This window comes from Enterobacter sp. PGRG2, from assembly GCF_030291195.1.
GTDB lineage: Bacteria > Pseudomonadota > Gammaproteobacteria > Enterobacterales > Enterobacteriaceae > Enterobacter_D.
This window is the reverse complement of record NZ_CP127837.1, coordinates 221,483-240,805: the sequence shown is the minus strand read 5'-3', so window position 1 is coordinate 240,805 and position 19,323 is coordinate 221,483. Positions and strand designations below refer to the sequence as shown.

The 19,323-nt window shown below is 56.0% G+C and carries 17 protein-coding genes; 9 read left to right on the top strand and 8 right to left on the bottom strand.

What is annotated here, in order from left to right; genetic code table 11:
• On the top strand, positions 1–1,083 hold a 1,083-nt coding region (locus tag QRD42_RS00965; protein WP_321987989.1), incomplete at its 5' end, for a hypothetical protein.
• A gap of 51 nt (positions 1,084–1,134) precedes the next feature.
• Here QRD42_RS00965 and QRD42_RS00960 read toward each other — a convergent pair.
• From QRD42_RS00960 to QRD42_RS00940, 5 genes are all read right to left on the bottom strand, one after another.
• The gene (locus QRD42_RS00960) at positions 1,135–2,424 is read right to left on the bottom strand and encodes an ABC transporter substrate-binding protein (protein WP_072569899.1); all 1,290 of its coding nucleotides are present in this window, start codon (positions 2,422–2,424) and stop codon (positions 1,135–1,137) included.
• Between the two features lie 14 nt (positions 2,425–2,438).
• Complete coding sequence (locus QRD42_RS00955) at positions 2,439–3,566, bottom strand: ABC transporter ATP-binding protein (RefSeq protein WP_318375798.1); 1,128 nt, start codon at positions 3,564–3,566, stop codon at positions 2,439–2,441.
• A gap of 12 nt (positions 3,567–3,578) precedes the next feature.
• A complete protein-coding gene (locus QRD42_RS00950) occupies positions 3,579–4,481 on the bottom strand; it encodes a carbohydrate ABC transporter permease (RefSeq protein ID WP_072569901.1) in 903 nt (300 codons plus the stop codon).
• A complete protein-coding gene (locus QRD42_RS00945) occupies positions 4,474–5,364 on the bottom strand; it encodes a carbohydrate ABC transporter permease (RefSeq protein ID WP_318363807.1) in 891 nt (296 codons plus the stop codon). The genes QRD42_RS00950 and QRD42_RS00945 overlap by 8 nt, the downstream gene beginning before the upstream one ends.
• A 442-nt stretch (positions 5,365–5,806) precedes the next feature.
• Complete coding sequence (locus tag QRD42_RS00940; RefSeq protein ID WP_072569903.1) at positions 5,807–6,133, bottom strand: cupin domain-containing protein; 327 nt, start codon at positions 6,131–6,133, stop codon at positions 5,807–5,809.
• 147 nt (positions 6,134–6,280) lie between these two features.
• Between QRD42_RS00940 and QRD42_RS00935 the strand changes: the two genes are divergently transcribed.
• Entirely contained in the window at positions 6,281–6,973 is a 693-nt protein-coding gene (locus QRD42_RS00935; protein ID WP_318363808.1) for an aspartate/glutamate racemase, read from the top strand.
• Here the strand turns inward: QRD42_RS00935 and QRD42_RS00930 are convergent.
• Positions 6,970–7,896 (bottom strand): LysR family transcriptional regulator, encoded by a 927-nt coding sequence (locus QRD42_RS00930; protein ID WP_321987988.1) that lies wholly within the window; start codon positions 7,894–7,896, stop codon positions 6,970–6,972. The two genes, QRD42_RS00935 and QRD42_RS00930, sit on opposite strands and share 4 nt — an antisense overlap.
• A gap of 120 nt (positions 7,897–8,016) precedes the next feature.
• On the opposite strand from QRD42_RS00930, the gene lysA reads away from it, so the two are divergent.
• The gene (gene lysA / locus QRD42_RS00925) at positions 8,017–9,279 is read left to right on the top strand and encodes a diaminopimelate decarboxylase (RefSeq protein ID WP_321987987.1); all 1,263 of its coding nucleotides are present in this window, start codon (positions 8,017–8,019) and stop codon (positions 9,277–9,279) included.
• Here lysA and QRD42_RS00920 read toward each other — a convergent pair.
• Positions 9,271–10,290 (bottom strand): LacI family DNA-binding transcriptional regulator, encoded by a 1,020-nt coding sequence (locus tag QRD42_RS00920; RefSeq protein WP_072569907.1) that lies wholly within the window; start codon positions 10,288–10,290, stop codon positions 9,271–9,273. The two genes, lysA and QRD42_RS00920, sit on opposite strands and share 9 nt — an antisense overlap.
• 250 nt (positions 10,291–10,540) lie before the next feature.
• Here QRD42_RS00920 and QRD42_RS00915 point away from each other — a divergent pair, with 250 nt between their 5' ends.
• The 4 genes from QRD42_RS00915 to QRD42_RS00900 are packed head-to-tail and all read left to right on the top strand — an operon-like array spanning position 10,541 to position 14,544.
• On the top strand, positions 10,541–11,878 hold the full coding sequence (locus tag QRD42_RS00915; protein WP_072569908.1) for a PTS sugar transporter subunit IIC: 1,338 nt from the start codon (positions 10,541–10,543) through the stop codon (positions 11,876–11,878).
• Positions 11,879–11,885: 7 nt separating this feature from the next.
• Positions 11,886–13,313, top strand: a complete 1,428-nt coding sequence (locus QRD42_RS00910) for a glycoside hydrolase family 1 protein (RefSeq protein ID WP_321987986.1) — start codon at positions 11,886–11,888, stop codon at positions 13,311–13,313.
• 11 nt (positions 13,314–13,324) lie between these two features.
• Complete coding sequence (locus tag QRD42_RS00905) at positions 13,325–14,098, top strand: GntR family transcriptional regulator (RefSeq protein WP_072570142.1); 774 nt, start codon at positions 13,325–13,327, stop codon at positions 14,096–14,098.
• Positions 14,095–14,544 carry a GNAT family N-acetyltransferase gene (locus QRD42_RS00900; protein ID WP_318376355.1) on the top strand — a complete coding sequence of 150 codons (450 nt, stop codon included), beginning with the start codon at positions 14,095–14,097 and terminating at the stop codon, positions 14,542–14,544. Before QRD42_RS00905 ends, QRD42_RS00900 begins: the two co-directional genes overlap by 4 nt.
• Here QRD42_RS00900 and galR read toward each other — a convergent pair.
• On the bottom strand, positions 14,541–15,548 hold the full coding sequence (gene galR, locus QRD42_RS00895; RefSeq protein ID WP_318363813.1) for an HTH-type transcriptional regulator GalR: 1,008 nt from the start codon (positions 15,546–15,548) through the stop codon (positions 14,541–14,543). The two genes, QRD42_RS00900 and galR, sit on opposite strands and share 4 nt — an antisense overlap.
• Positions 15,549–15,979: 431 nt before the next feature.
• Here galR and aas point away from each other — a divergent pair, with 431 nt between their 5' ends.
• Both aas and lplT read left to right on the top strand, forming a co-directional pair.
• Positions 15,980–18,139, top strand: coding sequence for a bifunctional acyl-ACP--phospholipid O-acyltransferase/long-chain-fatty-acid--ACP ligase (aas, locus tag QRD42_RS00890; protein WP_321987985.1), 2,160 nt, complete (start codon positions 15,980–15,982; stop codon positions 18,137–18,139).
• On the top strand, positions 18,132–19,322 hold the full coding sequence (lplT, locus tag QRD42_RS00885; RefSeq protein WP_321987984.1) for a lysophospholipid transporter LplT: 1,191 nt from the start codon (positions 18,132–18,134) through the stop codon (positions 19,320–19,322). The genes aas and lplT overlap by 8 nt, the downstream gene beginning before the upstream one ends.
• The last annotated feature ends 1 nt before the right edge of the window (position 19,323 follow it).

Here is a 19,323-nt window from a genome sequence, read left to right as displayed (position 1 = left end):
GGGCGTTTTAGTTTTCAGGCGCGTACCCCCGAGCCTAAAGATCATTTTATCACGCTCAAAATCCAGATGGTTGGAAGAATGCCTAATGATTCCGGCGGTAATCAGGTGCTGGGCGTTAATGTTTACTGGAAAACAAAGGATAAAAATCAGCTACAGGGAAGGAGCGTTTATTCATCGCTACAGCCCAATTTACCGCGGGCTGGCAAGAATTTTTCTGATACTTATTATGTCGATCACGATAGGCATAAGTATGAAGGTAACCACGAAAATATCGAGTGGCTGGTCTGGGAAGGCGTGAATATGGATTGGGATTATGATAACGGCTGCCCTCCTACGCCCGGCAATAGTTCTACCCGGTTTTACAATCATCGTTTCAAAACTTATGAAATCACAGGCGTGGTCCCGGCCACCTGTTCGGCTGACGCTTTGGTGAGTCTCCCGCAGGGTGAAGATTTAGATGTTGCATTAACCTCGTTTGCGGTGTCATTTAATAGCGGAATCTGTAACCGCATGGGCGAGTTTTGTATCGGTGCAAAAAGCGGCTCAAGTACCACCTTCGCAAAAGATATTTATATCCCTTCGTATAAGCTGGAATTCCTTGTGATTGAAGTTATTGGCTTTGAATACAATACCAATACGGGGGGCGCCAATCAGTCGTTTTATATTCTGCCCATAGAGGCGCTGAAATTTACCCCCACAGGCGAGCCGGGTAATCCGGGAAGAATGAATTTACTGAGGGGCGATCGTAGTCCGGCAGGGGGCGAATTTTCAGCATTTGGTGTGTCCGGATATACGCAGGGTGGCGAAGGCGAAATAAGGGGCTATTACAACGCACAGGACAGCCATTTCTACCAGAATGACGAAAGAACGGCAGCCTGTGGTCAGTTAAGCACCTCTCCCTGTACTTACGATTTCTCTAATCTGGATACATTGATTCTTAGCCTGGAGTATACAAATCCACATAAGATCCCCAAATGGGAACAACCTTTTGGAAGTGGCGTCATATTTACCCTCGAACCCAGGAGTTTTACCTGGCATTGCATGGAAGAACGCAGCCAGTGTACTTTCCCTCCTCGTAAGTAATAAAAAAAGGCAGCGTCAGACGCTGCCCTTTTTCTTTCCCGGTAAGAGCGATTAACGCATCGCGCGTTTCAGAATACGTTCTGCCTGACGCTGGAAGTCAGCGGCGGTTTCTTCCACGCTTTTCTGGCCGTAGTCGATATACTGCAATGCGGTCCCGAACTGTGCCACGATCTGCGGATCGTCAAAGTATGGCGATACCGTCAGTTTCGATGGCAGAGACTGCGCCAGGCGCAGACCCGCAACCGCCGGATCTTCTTCTTTAATCGCGCCGCTGGCGGTCAGGGTTTCCACCGCCGCTTTACTCAGCGGTACACCGCGCTCCAGACCGAGGGTTTCCGCGCCTTCTTTGCTGTTCAGCAGGAAGTTAATCAGCTCGGCTGCTTCTTTCGGATGCTTAGTGGATTTACCGATAGAGAGCATTTGCGCCGGTTTAAAGAACAGGCCTGCGTCGGTGGCGCCGTCCAGCATCGGATAGCTGCCCAGTTCCAGCTTCGCCGGTGGCTTCAGGTTGTCGGAGTATTTGGTGATGGTGGAGTTCCACATATAGGTGCCGCCCCATTCCCCTTCGATCCAGGGTTTCATCTCATACATGTTGCTCTTCCCGAAGGACGCATAGTACTTGGTGTCCGGCATCACATGGCTGTCGACCAGGTTTTTATAGGTCTGGAAGAACTCCACCCACTGCTCTTTGCTGTAGGCGAATTTTTTGGTTTTCTCGTCTACCGCCGGAATGTTGTATTTCTGGATCATGTACGAGTTCAGCAGCGCCAGCGTATCCTGGTGCTCAAGCACCACCGGGTAATACTGTTTACCCAGCTTGCTTTCAAAGGTTTTGCCCGCGGCTTTCAGTTCGTCCCAGGTTTTCGGGTAGGCGACACCCGCTTTTTTCCAGGTCTCATCGTTGAAATAGAAGACGCGCGCCGTGACGGAGATCGGAATACCGTTCAGCTTGCCGTTAACGGTGGTGCTTTTCAGCTCTTTCGGATCGAACTGGCTTAAGTCGATGACGTCTTTCACCTGGTTCAGATCATAAAAGCCGTCACCGGTTTTGGAGAAAATCGGCAGCCAGTTCCAGTTGGTCTGCATCACGTCAGGCTCAGTACCGCCGGCGATCTGGGTGGTCAGGCGGGAGAGGTGACCATCCCAGCCGGTGTACTCAGATTTCACATTGATGTTCGGGTGCAGCTTGTGAAACTCTTCAATCGCTTTCAGGGTGACCTGGTGGCGACCATTGCCGCCCCACCAGGACATACGCAGATCCACATTGTCCGCGGCGTAAGAAGGTAAGGCACAGAGTCCCAGAGTGGCGGAGATCGCTGCGCTTAAAAGCACTTTTTTCATTGTTATGCTCCAGTTTAGAGAGAGATGTTCTGTTCGGTTTTCGCGTCAAAAATATGACACTTATCCATGTCAAACTTGAAGTACACCTTACGATGTAAACCTTTCGCTATCATCGGCTTGGCTACATCAGAAGGAATGCGGGCGGTCAGTTCATAGTTACCCACTCTCAGGTAAACAAAGAATTCATGACCCATGTTTTCGACGCGCACCAGATCCCCTGAACCGTAACCTTCGGCAAAAGGCTCGTCGGAGACGGAGACAAATTCCGGGCGCACGCCAAAGAAGACGTCCTGATCCTGATAATTGGCTACTTTTTCGCGCTGTTTCGCGTTCAGCGGCAGCGTTTCATCGCCCACGGTGATGTGCAGGTCTTCACCTTTTCTGACGATTTTTCCCGGTTTGATGTTCATCTCTGGCGCGCCGATAAAGCCCGCCACGAACATGTTTTTCGGGAAGTGGTAGAGGTTATCCGGCGTATCCACCTGCATGATGTGACCGAGTTTCATCACGCAGATACGATCGCCCATGGTCATCGCTTCGGTCTGATCGTGCGTCACGTACACCGTGGTGGCCGGTTTGCCGGACTGTTTCAGCTGTTTGTGCAGATCCGAAATACGGATGCGCATCGAGGCGCGCAGCTTGGCGTCAAGGTTGGAAAGGGGTTCATCGAACAGGAAAACGTCCGGCTTTTTCACAATCGCGCGGCCTACCGCCACACGCTGCGCCTGGCCGCCAGAAAGCTGACGCGGCAGCCTGTCCAGCAGCTCCTCCAGCTCAAGGATTTTCGCCGCTTCATCCACCTGCTTATCAATCTGATCTTTCGGCAGTTTGCTCAGCTTCAGGCCAAAGGCCAGGTTCTCGCGCACCGTCATATGCGGGTAAAGCGCATAGTTCTGGAACACCATGGCGATACCGCGGGCTTTTGGCGCGAGGTTGTTCACCACGCGTTCGCCGATACGCACTTCGCCGCCGCTGATGGTTTCCAGGCCCGCCAGCATACGCAGGGTGGTGGACTTGGCGCAGCCGGAGGGGCCGACGATAACCATAAACTCCCCGTCAGCGATTTTCAGGTCGATACCATGTACCGCTTTGAAGCCGTTGGAGTACACTTTTTCCAGTTTGTTGAAAATAACTTCAGCCATGATATTTCCCTCTTAACCTTTAATTCCGCTGCTGGTAACGCCCTGCACGAAGTAGCGCTGAGCCAGGAAGAACACAATGATGGACGGCAGAATGGAGATACTCGCCATTGCCAGAATTTCGTTCCACGGCGCGCCTTCAGTGACGTCGATGGACATTTTCAGCGCCAGGGCGATCGGATATTTGTCCACGCTGTAGACGTAGATCAGCGGCCCGATAAAGTCGTTCATTGACCACATGAACTGGAACAGCGCCACGGAGATAATCGCCGGTTTCAGGATCGGCACCACCACGTACCACAGTACCTGCGCCGAGTTACAGCCATCGATCTGCGCCGCTTCTTCCATGTCGCGCGGCACGCCGCGCAGGAACTGGATCAGCATGAAGACGAAGAATCCTTGCGTGGCGAACGCGGTCGGCAGATACAGCGGCAGATAGCTGTTCAGCATGCCCATTTCACGGAACATCAGGTACTGCGGGATCAGCAGCACGGTGCTTGGCAGCAACATGGTGGCGATAAGCGTCGCGAACCAGAACTTCTTCCATGGAATTTCAAAGCGCGCAAAACCGTAGGCGACAATGGTCGAGGAAATAATGGTCAGCAGCACTTTCGGGATCACATACTTGAAGGTGTTCCACATGTAATGGCCGAAAGTGTATTCCGTCCCGGTTTTCCAGCCGTTCACAAAGCCATCGCTGGTGGGGTGGGCAGGCCACAGGCCGAGGGTGGTGAAGATCTCGTGGTTCGGTTTGAACGACGCCGAGAACATCCACGCCAGCGGGTAGAGCATCAACAGGCCAACAAACAGCAGGATCACGTAGCGGATCGCGGCGCTGATCTTCTCTTTACGCTGCGTCTGCGCCACTTCGCGCTCTGCGTCTGTCATTGCAGGCGTAATTTGTTGTACGTCAGCCATTTTTGCCTCCCTTATCGGCGGAGTAGAACACCCAGTATTTTGAAGATTTGAAGGCGACAGAGGCGAAGAGTGCCACGACCAGGAACAGTACCCACGCCAGCGCGGCGCCATAGCCCATATCAAAGTACTTGAAGGCAGTGTCGTAGATATAGAGCGAGAACAGGTAGGTGTAATAGGTCGGCCCGCCGCCGGTGATCACGTATGGCCCGGTAAATTCCTGGAAGGCCTGCGTGGTCTGCATAATGAAGTTGAAGAAAATGACCGGCGTGATCAGCGGCACCGTCACTTTCATGAACATCTGCCATTTGGATGCGCCGTCGATCATTGCCGCTTCATACTGTGATTGCGGAACGTTTTGCAGGGCGGCGAGGAAAATCACCATTGCTGAGCCAAACTGCCAGACGCGCAGCAGGGTAACGGACATCAGCGCCAGCGACGGCTCGCCCAGCCAGTTAATGGGATCCAGACCAAACACGCCGATAAAGCTGTTCAGCAGACCATCAATGGCAAAGAGCGCGCGCCACAGCACAGCAATTGCCACAGAGCTGCCGAGGATCGACGGAATATAATAAGCGGTACGGAAAAAACCGATGCCGCGCAGTTTAAAGTTCAGTACAAACGCAATACCCAGCGCGAAGGCCAGCTTGAGCGGGATGGTTAAAAATACATAGGCAAAGGTCACGCCCATGGATTTCCAGAAGAGGGAATCTTCTGTCAGCATATAGCGATAGTTTTCTATGCCGTTAAATACCGGCGGGCTCATCAAATCGTACTCGGTAAAGCTGAGTACAAAAGATGAAACGAAGGGAAAGGCCGTAAAGATAATCAACCCTATGATATAAGGTGAAATCCAGGCTAATCCCAGTGCTCTGTTTTCATTCATACATACCTACCTGGCGATCAATGGTTTAAAACGGAACCGGAGATTTCTGGTGCCCGCACCGGTAAGGCGAAGGCGTAAATGTGCAAAATCTTTGCCCTTTTCCATGGGCGGTGTGAATGAGTTTTAAAATCTTCTGAACTCGCGTTCTTGATTTGTAAAACATCGTTTTAATTTATTTTATTGTGATTTGTTACGGCGTCATTCGATTAATCATGGAAATGTGATCAGAGTCGAAACGACGTTTCAATAAGGTGAGGTGTGTGTCATTTCTGCGAAAAAGATCTGATGTATAGACAGGGTGAATGGCATACAGAACATGAATAAAACAAGGCGCAGCCTGAAATAGATCACCGCTAAAATCATTTACAGACTAAGTATTTAGCGCATTGGCTTAAATAAAAACGCCCTCCGTGCAGAGGGCGCTTTGAACAGTGGCGGGCTATCAGCTTTTCAGGAAATCTTCCCGTACCGGCGTGAAGGTGTCGAGCAGCGTACCGGGCTTCAGGCAGACGCAGCCGTGCATTACGTGCGGTTTCTTGTAAAGTGTATCCCCGGCGCTGACGATATGTTTTTCATCGCCGATGGTAAATTCAAATTCGCCGGAGAGCACATAGGTCAGCTGTTCATGAGGATGATTATGAAGCGGGCCGACCGCGCCTTCTTCAAAATTGACTTCTACTGCCATCATTTTACCGTCGTGCGCAAGGATACGACGGGTGACGCCGTTGCCCAAATCGTCAAGCTGAGTGTCTTTATGGAAAATAAACATCGGATCGTCCTGTAGTCAGTAAATTGCATGAAGTAAAACATTGTTTCATTAAATTTATATCAGACAGAACTAAAAAGAAACGCCAGAGCCGGTGAAGTGGAAAGCCGATCACATATTGTTTTGACGATAACGTTTAAGGGGAAAAAGATGAAAACGATAGGCTTGCTCGGCGGTATGAGCTGGGAATCCACCATTCCGTATTACCGCTTAATTAATGAAGGGGTAAAAGCACGGCTGGGAGGGCTGCATTCCGCCAGCCTCCTGTTGCACAGCGTGGACTTTCACGAGATCGAAGCCTGCCAGGCTAACGGCGACTGGCATAAGGCTGGCGTAATGCTGGCGGAAGCGGCGGCGGGGCTTGAGCGTGCGGGCGCGCAGGGTATCGTGCTTTGTACCAACACCATGCATAAAGTGGCGGGGCAGATTGAAGACCGCTGTCAGGTGCCGTTTTTACATATCGCCGATGCCACCGCCCGGGCAATTCAGCGCGCCGGGCTGAAATCCGTGGCGCTGCTCGGTACGCGCTATACCATGGAGCAGGAGTTTTACCGGGGCCGACTGGCGCACCACTTTGGGATTGAAACCACGGTGCCGGATGCGGACGATCGCGGGCGGGTCAATCAGATCATTTTTGAAGAACTTTGCCTCGGCACCTTCAGTGAGCCGTCGCGTGACTATTTCCTTGGGCTAATCGCGCGCATGGCGGCGGAAGGGGCGCAGGGGGTGATATTCGGCTGTACTGAAATCGAACTGCTGGTGCCGGCTGACCAGTGCCCGATCCCGGTATTTGACACCGCCGCGCTGCATGCCGCCGATGCGGTGGAGTTTATGCTCTCTTAAGGCCGCGCCAGCACCGCATCCAGCGGTTCGGTGATGCGCGGCATGGAAGATTGCAGATGCCGCGCAAAGGTTTCCACCAGCGCCGAGGCGGGGCGGTGCAGCGGGCGGATCAGGCTGACGGTAAAAGGCACGTCAATGCTGAAACGCCTGACCACCACGCCGCTGGCGGCATAATCCAGCGCGGTCAGCGGATTTACCACCGACACCCCCGCGCCTGCCCGCACCATGGCGCACACCGACGCCGCGCTGTGCGTTTCCACCACCATCCGCCGTTTCACCTGATGCTCCGCGAAAAGCGCGTCCAGCAACTGGCGATAGCTGTCGGTACGCGACAGGCTGATGTAGTTTTCCCCCTGAAAATCCTCCGGCGTCAGCACGGTTTTATGCGCCAGCGGATGATCCTGTGGCAGTACGCAGACTTCGTTGAGCGTCAGCAGCGGCGTGCGCTCGGTGCCTGCGGGCGTGCTCAATGTTTCCGTCAACCCCAGATCGTGACGCTGGGCCGACAGCCACTCCTCCAGCAGCGGCGACTCCTGCGGCACCACGTTGAGGCTGACCTCCGGGTAACGCGCCAGAAAAGGTTGCAGCAGCAGCGGCAAAAACGACTGGGAGAACACCGGCAGGCAGACCACCGACAGCTCCCCCTGACGAAATTCCCGCAGGCTTTCGGCGGCGCTGACGATACGGTCCAGCCCGTACCAGGAGCGTTGTACTTCTTCGAACAACCGCAGTCCCTGCACCGTGGGATGCAGGCGGCCCCGCGTGCGCTCGAACAGCGTCAGGCCGATCACCTTTTCAAAGCGCGCCAGCTCACGGCTGACGGTGGGCTGCGACGTCTGCAATAGCCGCGCCGCCTCCGTCAGGTTGCCGGCGGTCATCACCGCGTGAAAAATTTCGATATGGCGCAGGTTAACGGCGGGCATGACAGGTTCCTCATACAACAAATTCCCATATCATAAATGAATAGACTCGCGATAAAACGATATTTTTTATCCGGTTCGCGTTATGGCGTAATAGCTAAAAATTATTAACCGGAGCCACCTATGCCACGCTCACTTAACAACACCGACACCGCCCTTAACGCCGCGAACCTGCTGGCGCTGCCCGCCCTGTACGGCTGCCCGGTCTGGGCGTACGACGCGCAGATCATCCGCGAAAAAATCGCCCAGCTCAGTCAGTTCGACGTGGTGCGTTTTGCGCAGAAGGCCTGCTCCAACGTGCACATTCTGCGCCTGATGCGCGAGCTGGGCGTGAAAGTGGATTCCGTGTCGCTGGGTGAAATTGAGCGCGCGCTGGTGGCGGGTTACGAGCCGCAGACCAGTCCCGATGACGTGGTCTTCACCGCTGATATGATCGACGCCCCGACGCTTACGCGGGTGCATGAGCTGCAAATTCCGGTGAATGCCGGATCGGTGGATATGCTGCGCCAGCTGGGGGAAGTCTCGCCAGGGCATCGCGTCTGGCTGCGGGTGAATCCGGGCTTTGGCCACGGTCACAGCCAGAAAACCAATACCGGCGGCGAAAACAGCAAGCACGGTATCTGGTACAGCGATCTGCCTGAGGCGCTGGAGGTGATTAAGCGTTATCAGCTGAAGCTGGTTGGCCTGCATATGCATATTGGTTCCGGCGTGGACTATGAGCATCTGGAGCAGGTGTGCGGCGCGATGGTGCGCCAGGTGATCGAGTTTGGTCAGGATCTGGAAGCCATCTCCGCCGGTGGCGGCCTGTCGATCCCTTATCGCGAAGGGGAAGAAGCCATTGATACCCACCACTATTACGCCCTGTGGAATCGCGCCCGGGAGCAGATCGCGGAGCATCTGGGGCATCCGGTCAAGCTGGAAATCGAGCCCGGGCGTTTCCTGGTGGCGGAATCCGGCGTGCTGGTGGCGCAGGTGCGCAGCGTAAAAAGCATGGGTAGCCGCCACTTTGTGCTGATAGACGCCGGTTTTAACGATCTGATGCGCCCGTCCATGTACGGCAGCTATCACCACATCACCGCGCTTGCGGCAGATGGCCGTGATTTAACAACCGCGCCCTTAATGGATACCGTGGTGGCCGGGCCGCTGTGTGAATCCGGCGACGTGTTCACCCAGCAGGAGGGTGGCAAAGTGGAAACCCGCGCGCTGCCTGCGGTGGTGCCAGGGGATTACCTGGTGCTGCACGATACCGGCGCGTACGGGGCGTCGATGTCCTCTAACTACAACAGCCGTCCGCTGCTGCCAGAGGTGTTGTTTGAGGGCGGCGAGCCGCGCCTGATCCGCCGCCGTCAGACCATCGACGAACTGCTGGCGCTGGAATTACTTTAAGCTTTTGAAATGCGGGCCGGGGGCGACCGAATCGCGCAGTACCAGCGTGCCGGTAAAGGGCGGGATCGTCTCAATGGGGCGATCCGCCGCCAGCCGCATCGCCTGATCAATGGCGGTAGTGATCATGATGTCGATAGGCAGACAAACCGTCGACAGCCCCGGCTCCAGCCATCTGGCGCTGGGGGCATCATCAAAACCAAACAGCGAAATATCCTGCGGAATACGCAGCCCGGCCTGATGGATCGCCTTTGATGCGCCGAGCGCCATATCATCGTTACAGGCAAAGAGCGCGCTGAAGGCAACGCCTTCCTGCAACAGTGCCTGACACTGCTCATAGCCGCTGGTCATACCCGCATCGCCATACCTGACTTTCGCTGCATCCCAGCGGATCCCGTGCTTTTCCAGCGCTTTGCGGTAGCCCATTAGCCGCGCTTTACCGGTGGGCGTGTGGATAGGTACGGTAATGCAGGCGATATCGCGATGGCCCTGAGAAATCAGATATTCCACCGCTTTAAATGCCGCGTCCTGCTGCTCGAAAAAAACACATTTATCCCGCGCCTGGCTGACGTCGCGGTTGATCACAATCAGCGGCATCGGGATGCGATCGATCAGCGCCATAATGGCTTTTTCGCGCATAAAGCGGGTGTAGAGCACAATGGCGTCGCAGCGGCGGTCCGCCAGCATCTGCACCGCTTCTTCTTCCCGCTCCGGGGTATCGTGCCCGTCGGTGACAATCAGCTGCTTGCCGTGGGTTTCCGTCTGGCGCGACGCCTGCTGTAACAGGCGACCAAAGTAGAAGCCGTCAAAGGTCGATACCACCAGGCCAATACTGTTACTGGTGCGGTTGGCCAGCGACTGGGCAAGAAAGTTTGGCCGGTAGCCCAGCTCTTCCATCGCTTTAAACACCTGCTGCCGGGTGCTGTCTTTAACCTGACCTGTACCGTTCAGCACGCGTGAAACCGTCGCCTTCGAGACGCCCGCGCGCAGTGAAACATCCAGCATTGTTGCCATGACGACGTCCTGTTTCCTGAGTTGAGCGGGAGTTTATCACAAAGGCTATATGACGTTACGGCCTCTCCCTGTGGAAAAGAGATGGGTGGAATACCAATCTACGCGCGATCACATAATCTGGAATACCACTTTCTATCCTGAGAGCTTTATCACAGAACTTTTCCCCCACGCTGTCTACTTTTGGTATGCCAGTTGGTATTCGGCTGTAACCCTGGACAATAAAAAAGCCCTTTTACTGAGGTACCATCGTATGGCTTTACAGGATAAGCTCATTGATTCTCTGGGTAGTTTTGCGACAACCTTTAACAGTTATCGCTATATTATGGCGATTAAATCCGCCTTTATTACCCTGATGCCGGTCATTATTGTCGGTGCGTTTTCAGTACTGATTTCCAATATGGTGCTGGATCCAAAAAACGGTCTCGCCAGTTTTCAGTCGCTGTCATTTCTGGCGGCGTTAAAACCCATTACCAGCGCCATTAATTATGCCACGCTCAACTTCTTAAATATCGGCGCGGTATTTTTAATTGGTCTGGAATTAGGGCGTATTAACGGTATTAAATCCTTATTTCCTGGCCTGCTGGCGGTCATTTGTTTTATCTGCGTGACGCCAACGACCGTAGAAATGCTGGTGGACGGCGAAATGCATGTGGTGAAAGACGTGCTGCTACGTCAGTTCTCGGATACCCGCAGTCTGTTCCTTGGCATGTTTATCGCCATTCTGTCGGTGGAAATTTATTGCTGGCTGGAAGGGCGCAAGGGGCTGAAGATCAAAATGCCCGACACCGTGCCGCCCAACGTCGCGGCGTCGTTTTCGGCGCTGATCCCGGCGATCATCACCACCACCGCCATCGCCACCTTCGGATTCGTTTTCCATCAAATCACCGGCTTGTATCTCTACGACGCCATCTATCAGGTGGTGCAACAGCCGCTGGAGCGTGTGGTGCAGAGCCTGCCGGGGATCCTGCTGCTGATGTTCGTGGCGCAGCTGTTCTGGGTGATCGGTATTCATGGTAACCAGATGATCAAACCGATCCGTGAGCCGCTGCTGCTGGGGGCGATCACCGTCAATATGAGCGCTTTCGAACAGGGCAAAGAAGTGCCGAACATCATCACCATGCCGTTCTGGGATGTGTACATGAGCATCGGCGGTTCCGGGCTGACCATCGGCCTGCTGATTGCCGTGATGATCGCCACCAAACGTAAAGAGATGCGCGAGATCGCCAAGCTCTCTATCGGCCCTGGCCTGTTTAACATCAACGAACCGGTGATTTTCGGCATGCCGATCATGCTCAATCCGATCCTCGCGATCCCGTTCATCATCACGCCGCTGGTCACTGGATCCATTGGCTATTTCGCCACCGTCACCGGTTTCGCCGGAAAAGCGGTGGTAATGGTGCCCTGGACCACGCCGCCGCTGATCAACGCCTGGCTCTCCACCGCTGGATCGATGGGCGCGGTGATCACCCAGTTTATCTGCATCGTTACCGCGGTCATTATCTATCTGCCCTTTGTGAAGATCGCCTCGCGCCGCGCGGAACAGGCACAGCTGAAGGCGGAAGCAACGGAACTGGCGAAAAACGCCTGAGGACAGTATGAGCACGAAAACCATCGTTATCCCGCCGTCATTTATCCTCGGGGCGGCGGCCTCCGCCTGGCAAACCGAAGGCTGGAGCGGAAAAAAAGCCGGGCAGGACTCCTGGCCAGATCTCTGGTACAAAAACGACCGCCACGTCTGGCACGAGGGTTATGGCCCGGCTGTTGCCACCGATTTTCATCATCGCTTCCGTGAAGACGTGCAGTTGATGAAAGCGGCGGGGCTGAGCCACTACCGCACCTCGATCAACTGGTCGCGCTTTTTCACCGACTACGAGAATGGCGTGGTGGATGAGGAGTACGCCGCCTGGTATGACGAACTCTTTGCCGAGATGCATCGCCACGGCATAGAGCCGATGATCTGCCTTGAGCATTACGAGCTGCCCGGTTATCTGCTGGAAAACTACGGCGGCTGGGCGTCCAAAAAGGTGGTGGAGTTTTTCCTGCTATATGCGGAAAAAGTGTTTGCCCGCTATCACACCCGGGTGACGCGCTGGTTCACCTTTAACGAGCCGATTGTGGTGCAGACGCGCGTCTATCTGGATGCGCTGCGCTGGCCTTATGAACAAAACACCGGCACCTGGATGCAGTGGAACCACCACAAAAACCTCGCCACCGCGAAAGTGGTGAAGCTGTTTCATGAGAAGGGCTATCAGGGCAGCGTCGGCTGTATTCTTAATCCGGAAGTGACCTACCCGCGCTCTCGTGCGCCGCACGATGTGCGGGCGGCCGACATGTACGATCTGTTCTACAACCGCGTGTTTCTGGATCCGTTAGTAAAGGGTCACTATCCGCCGGAGCTGTTCAGCCTGCTGGAACAGCATCAGGTGGCGTGGGAGTACAGCGAGGAAGAGCTGGCGATCATTCGCGATAATACTGTCGATGAACTGGGGATTAACCTCTATTACCCGCACCGCGTGAAAGCGCCGTCCCGCGCCTGGCATCCGGAGACGCCTTTCCATCCGGCATACTATTACGAGCCATTTGAATTACCGGGGCGGCGGATGAATAAATCCCGCGGCTGGGAAATTTATCCGCAGATTATTTACGACATGGCGATGCGCATTAAAAACGACTACGGCAATATTCCGTGGTTCGTTGCCGAAAGCGGTATGGGTATTGAAAACGAGGGGCAGTTCCGCAATGCCGATGGCGTGATTGAAGATGATTATCGCATCGCCTTTATCAGCGAACATCTTTACCAGACGCTGCGCGCCAGGGAAGACGGCGCTAACTGCCAGGGTTATATGCTGTGGGCGTTCACCGATAACGTCTCGCCGATGAACGCCTTTAAAAATCGCTATGGTTTAATTGAGATCGATCTGCAAAATAACCGTAACCGGCGCGCCAAAAAATCTGCCTCATGGTACCGTCGGTTAAGCGAGGAGCGCACGCTCACGCTGACTCTCGACGATGAATGGAAATAGCAGGTGATATGGTGGAGAAAGCAGTCGTAGTGACGGAAAAAAAACAGTACCAGGAGATAGGTGAGGATCTGCGCGCGCAGATTATCCAGGGACACTACCCGGTGGGTTCCCGTCTGCCGCCGGAGCGAAATATTGCCGAAACCTACGGCGTCAGCCGCACCATCGTGCGCGAGGCGCTGTTAATGCTGGAGTTGCAGGGCACGGTGGATATCCGCCAGGGATCCGGGGTGTACGTGATGCGCATCCCCCAGGAGCACGAAAACGAAGAAGAACGCTTTTTAAGCAGCGACGTCGGCCCCTTTGAGATCCTCCAGGCGCGGCAACTGCTGGAGAGCAACATTGCCGCCTTTGCCGCAAAAATGGCCACCCGCGCCGACATCGACAACCTGCGGCGTATTCTGGAGCAGGAACAGCGCGCCATTGCCATGAATGACAACTCCCAGGACAACAGCAAAATGTTCCACCTGGTGCTGGCTGGGGCGTCACAAAACCAGATGCTGCTGGGCACGGTGGAAAGCATCTGGCATCACATGGACAGCAGCCCGCTGTGGCAGCAGTTTAATGTGCATATCGCCAGCCGGGCGTACCGTCTGAAATGGCTGGGCGACCGGCAAACCCTGCTCGCGGCGCTGCGCCGTCGCGATGTAATGGGGGCATGGCAGGCGATGTGGCAGCATCTGGAAAACGTCAAAAAAAGCCTGCTGGAGCTGTCGGACGAAGACGCGCCGGACTTCGACGGCTATCTGTTCGAATCCGTACCGCTTTTTCAGGGAAAATTAATGTGAAAATCCAGCCGCTTTACGACGTGCCGCAGTTTACCGGACAGGTGATCGACTGGCAGTGGCGCGCCTTTGGCGACGGGTTGCCGCGGGAATTTTTTGCCAGCATCGTCGAACACAGCCAGCGTCCCGGCGAGCTGCCGCTGACCTTCGTGGCGACGGACGGCGAGCAGTTGCTGGGTACGGTGGGACTCTGGCGCTGCGATTTAATCAGCCGCCAGGATCTGTGGCCGTGGCTGGCGGCGCTGTATGTGGATGAAAGTGCGCGCGGGCAGGGGCTGGCGGGGGCGCTGCAACAACAGGTGATAGAGTACGCCCGCGGGCAGGGCTATCCGCAGCTGTATCTGTGGTCTGCCTGCATGGATTTTTACGAGCGCTACGGCTGGCAGTACATTGGCGACGGCCTTGAATACCCGGACAAAACTGTGCACCTGTACCGCTATACGCTTTAGCTTTCCTGCAACGTGCCGACCGAGTGGCGTCGTACCAGCGTCGGGTTAAAGACGTGGGTAATATCCGGCAGTGGACGATTTTCCGCCAGCGCCAGCGCCAGTTCGGCGGCCTGGGTCGCCATGGTGACAATCGGATAGCGTACGGTGGTCAGGCGCGGACGCACGTAGCGGGAGATCAGAATGTCATCAAAGCCGATCAGCGAAATCTCACCCGGCACGTCAATGCCGTTATCGTTTAACACCCCCATCGCCCCTGCCGCCATGGAGTCGTTATAACAGGCCACCGCGGTAAAGTTTTTGCCGCGTCCCAGCAGTTCAGTCATCGCCTGCTCGCCGCCGCTCTCGTCAGGCGCAGCCCAGGTCACCAGCCGGTCGTTGCATGGCAGGCCATTTTCCCGCAGCGCGTCGTAATAGCCCTGCAGTCGATCTTCCGCATCCGAAATGGCGTGATTGGAGCACAGATAGCCGATTCTGGTGTGTCCCTGCTGGATCAGATGGCGGGTCGCCAGCCAGGCGCCGTAACGATCGTCCAGCGCCACGCAGCGCGTTTCAAAGCCCGGCACGATGCGGTTGATCAGCACCATGCCCGGCATCTGTTCCATCAGGGCGGCGAGATCGGCATCGGGGATCATTTTGGCGTGCACCACCAGCGCCGCGCAGCGATGGCGGATCAGTTGTTCAATCGCCTGCCGCTCTTTGTGTTCGTTATGGTAGCCGTTGCCGATAAGCAGAAAATTGCCGGTGTTATAGGCCACATGCTCCACGGCTTTCACCATTGAGCCAAAGAAGGGATCCGAGACATCGCCCACCACCAGCCCGACGGTTTCCGTCGACTGCTGCGCCAGCGCGCGGGCATTGGCGTTCGGGTGATAATTAAGGGATTCCATGGCGCTCTGCACCGCCAGGCGCGACGATTCGCTGGCTTTCGGGGAGTGGTTGATCACGCGTGACACCGTGGCAACAGAAACACCTGCAAGCCGGGCTACATCCTTTATCGTCGCCATACAGAACCTTCTTTTTGGGTAAGCGTTTACACAGCGTTAAGTGTTACGGAAAAGCGCCGTCTGTTCAAGGCGATTGCGGTACGGGACGCCGTAAACGTGATCGACAGCCTACTGCGGTTGGTGAAAACGTTACACGAGGTGGTTGACAGCAAATAAGACAAAAAAAGCGAATTCAAACCTTTGGTTACACTTTGCGAAGGGCTGTTGCGATTGATTACTGTAGGGACAGGGGGGCTGTTGCTACAGTTGAAGTCCCAGAGGTATTGATTGGTGAGATTTCAGTACGTTTTGAGTACTCACGTTTTGCACCAACCTGCGCGGATGCGCAGGTTTTTTTTCGTCTGGATTTTACCTTCGCCCCTTCTGCACTTCTCGTGTAATCTGCCACAATTCCCTGACATCTTTCATATTAACTGACACAGGAAGTTGCCATGTTACTGGACTTTTTCCGTTTTTTATTCCGCCTGTTGTTCAGGGTCGAACTGACCGGCGATACCCAGGCGCTCCGCGGTGAGCGCGTACTGATCACCCCTAATCACGTCTCTTTTCTTGACGGCGTTTTGCTGGCGCTGTTTTTACCGGTACGTCCGGTGTTTGCGGTTTACACCTCCATCAGCCAGCAGTGGTACATGCGCGCCCTGCGCAATCTGATTGATTTTGTGCCGCTCGATCCCACAAAACCGATGTCTGTTAAGCAGCTGGTGCGCATGATTGGCCAGGGCCGCCCGGTGGTGATCTTCCCGGAAGGGCGCATCTCGGTGTCCGGATCGCTGATGAAAATTTATGACGGCGCAGGCTTTGTGGCCGCCAAATCCGGCGCGACCGTGGTGCCGGTGCGCATCGAAGGCGCGGAGCTGACCTTCTTCAGCCGCCTGAAAGGGCTGGTCAAACAGCGCCTGTTCCCGCGCATTCATATCCGCATCCTGCCGCCTACCACGCTGCCGATGCCGGATGCGCCGCGCGCCCGTGACCGTCGTAAAATCGCCGGCGAAATGCTGCACCAGATCATGATGGAAGCGCGTATGGCCGTGCGCCCGCGTGAAACGCTGTTTGAAGCGCTGCTTGCGGCGCAATACCGTTATGGCGCGAACAAGCCCTGTATTGAAGACATCAACTTCAAACCGGACTCCTATCGCAAGCTGTTAACGAAAGCCCTGTTCGTGGCGCGTATTCTGGATAAATACACCGCGCAGGGCGAAAAGATCGGCCTGATGCTGCCGAACGCGGCCATCAGCGCGGCGGTGATCTTTGGCGCGGTCGCCCGCGGGCGCGTTCCGGCGATGATGAACTACACCGCAGGCGTGAAAGGGCTGACCAGCGCTATCACCGCCGCGCAAATCAAAACCATTTTTACCTCACGCACCTTTATGGACAAAGGCAAGCTCTGGCACCTGCCGGAGCAGCTGACGCAGGTACGCTGGGTATATCTCGAAGATCTGAAGGGCGACGTGACTCTTGCCGATAAGCTGTGGATCTTCGCCCACGTGCTGATGCCGCATCTGGCGCAGGTGCCGCAGCAGCCGGAAGACGCCGCGCTGGTGCTGTTTACCTCCGGCTCGGAAGGTAAGCCGAAAGGCGTGGTGCACAGCCATAAGAGCCTGCTGGCGAACGTCGAGCAGATCCGCACCATCGCGGATTTTACGGCTAACGATCGCTTTATGTCGGCGTTGCCGCTGTTCCACTCCTTTGGGTTAACCGTCGGCCTGTTCACGCCGCTGCTGACCGGCGCGGAAGTGTTCCTCTACCCAAGCCCGCTGCATTACCGCATCGTGCCGGAACTGGTGTATGACCGTAACTGTACCGTGCTGTTCGGCACCTCCACCTTCCTCGGCCACTACGCGCGTTTCGCCAATCCGTATGATTTCTACCGTTTGCGCTACGTGGTGGCGGGGGCGGAAAAACTTCAGGAGAGCACGCGGCAAATCTGGCAGGATAAATTCGGCCTGCGCATTCTGGAAGGCTACGGCGTCACCGAGTGCGCGCCGGTGGTCTCTATTAACGTGCCGATGGCGGCGCGCCCCGGCACCGTCGGGCGCATTCTGCCGGGTATGGACGCGCGTCTGCTGGCGGTACCCGGCATTGAAGACGGCGGTCGCCTGCAACTGAAAGGGCCGAACGTGATGAACGGCTATCTGCGGGTGGAAAATCCCGGCGTGCTGGAAGCGCCGACGGCGGAAAATGAGCGCGGCGAGATCGAGCCGGGCTGGTACGACACCGGTGACATCGTGCGCTTTGATGACAGCGGCTTTGTGCAGATCCAGGGGCGCGCAAAACGCTTTGCCAAGATTGCTGGCGAAATGGTGTCGCTGGAGATGGTCGAGCAGCTGGCGCTGGCGGTATCGCCGGAAAAAATGCACGGCACGGTGATCAAAAGCGACGCCAGCAAAGGCGAGGCGCTGGTGATGTTTACCACCGACAGCGAGCTGACGCGCGACAAGCTGCTCCAGCATGCCCGCGCGCAGGGGATCCCTGAGCTGGCCGTCCCGCGGGATATTCGCTATCTGAAGCAACTTCCGGTATTGGGCAGCGGCAAGCCTGATTTTGTCACCCTCAAAGGTCTGCTTGAAGACCCGGAACATCATCATGCGTGAGTCACACACTAACAACTCCCTGTGGTCGAAGGGGATGCTGGCAGTCACCGCCGCGCAGTTCCTGTCTGCTTTCGGGGATAACGCGCTGCTGTTCGCGACTCTGGCGCTGCTGAAAGAGCAGTATTACCCGGACTGGAGCCAGCCGATCCTGCAAATGGTGTTTGTAGGCGCTTACATACTCTTTGCGCCTTTTGTCGGCCAAGTTGCTGACAGCTTCCCCAAAGGCCGCGTGATGATGGTGGCGAACAGCCTGAAACTGCTCGGCGCGGCAAGCATCTGTCTCGGCGTTAACCCGTTTGTTGGCTATACGCTGGTGGGGATTGGCGCGGCGGCCTATTCGCCAGCCAAGTACGGCATTCTGGGCGAGCTGACCACCGGCGATAAGCTGGTAAAAGCGAACGGTCTGATGGAGTCCTCCACCATCGCCGCCATTTTGCTTGGCTCGGTGGCGGGCGGGGTGCTGGCAGACTGGCACGTGCTGGCGGCGCTTGGCGTTTGTGCGCTGGTGTACGCGGGTGCGGTGGTGGCGAATCTGCTGATCCCGGTGCTGCCGGTGGCCCGTCCCGGTCAGTCCTGGCGTTTCGGGCCGATGACCAACAGCTTTTTCAGCGCCTGCCGATCCTTATGGCAGAACGGCGAAACCCGCTTCTCGCTGGTGGGCACCAGTCTGTTCTGGGGCGCAGGCGTGACGCTGCGCTTCCTGCTGGTGCTGTGGGTGCCAGAGGCGCTGGGTATTACCGATAACGCCACGCCGACCTATCTGAACGCGATGGTAGCGGTGGGGATCGTGGTGGGCGCAGGCGTGGCGGCGAAACTCGTCACGCTTGAAACGGTGTCGCGCTGTATGCCCGCCGGGATTTTAATTGGCGTCGGCGTGCTGTTCTTCTCCCTGCAACATGCGCTACTGCCTGCCTATGGCCTGTTAATTCTGATCGGCCTGCTCGGCGGATTCTTCGTGGTGCCGCTGAACGCGCTATTGCAGGAGCGCGGTAAACGCTCGGTGGGCGCGGGGAATGCCATTGCGGTACAGAATCTCGGTGAGAACACCGCTATGCTGCTGATGCTGGGGCTGTATTCGCTGGCGATAAAAGTCGGCGTGCCGGTGGTGGGCGTTGGCGTAGGCTTCGGTGCGCTCTTTGCGCTGGCGATTGCCGCGCTGTGGATCTGGCAGCGTCGTCGGTAAA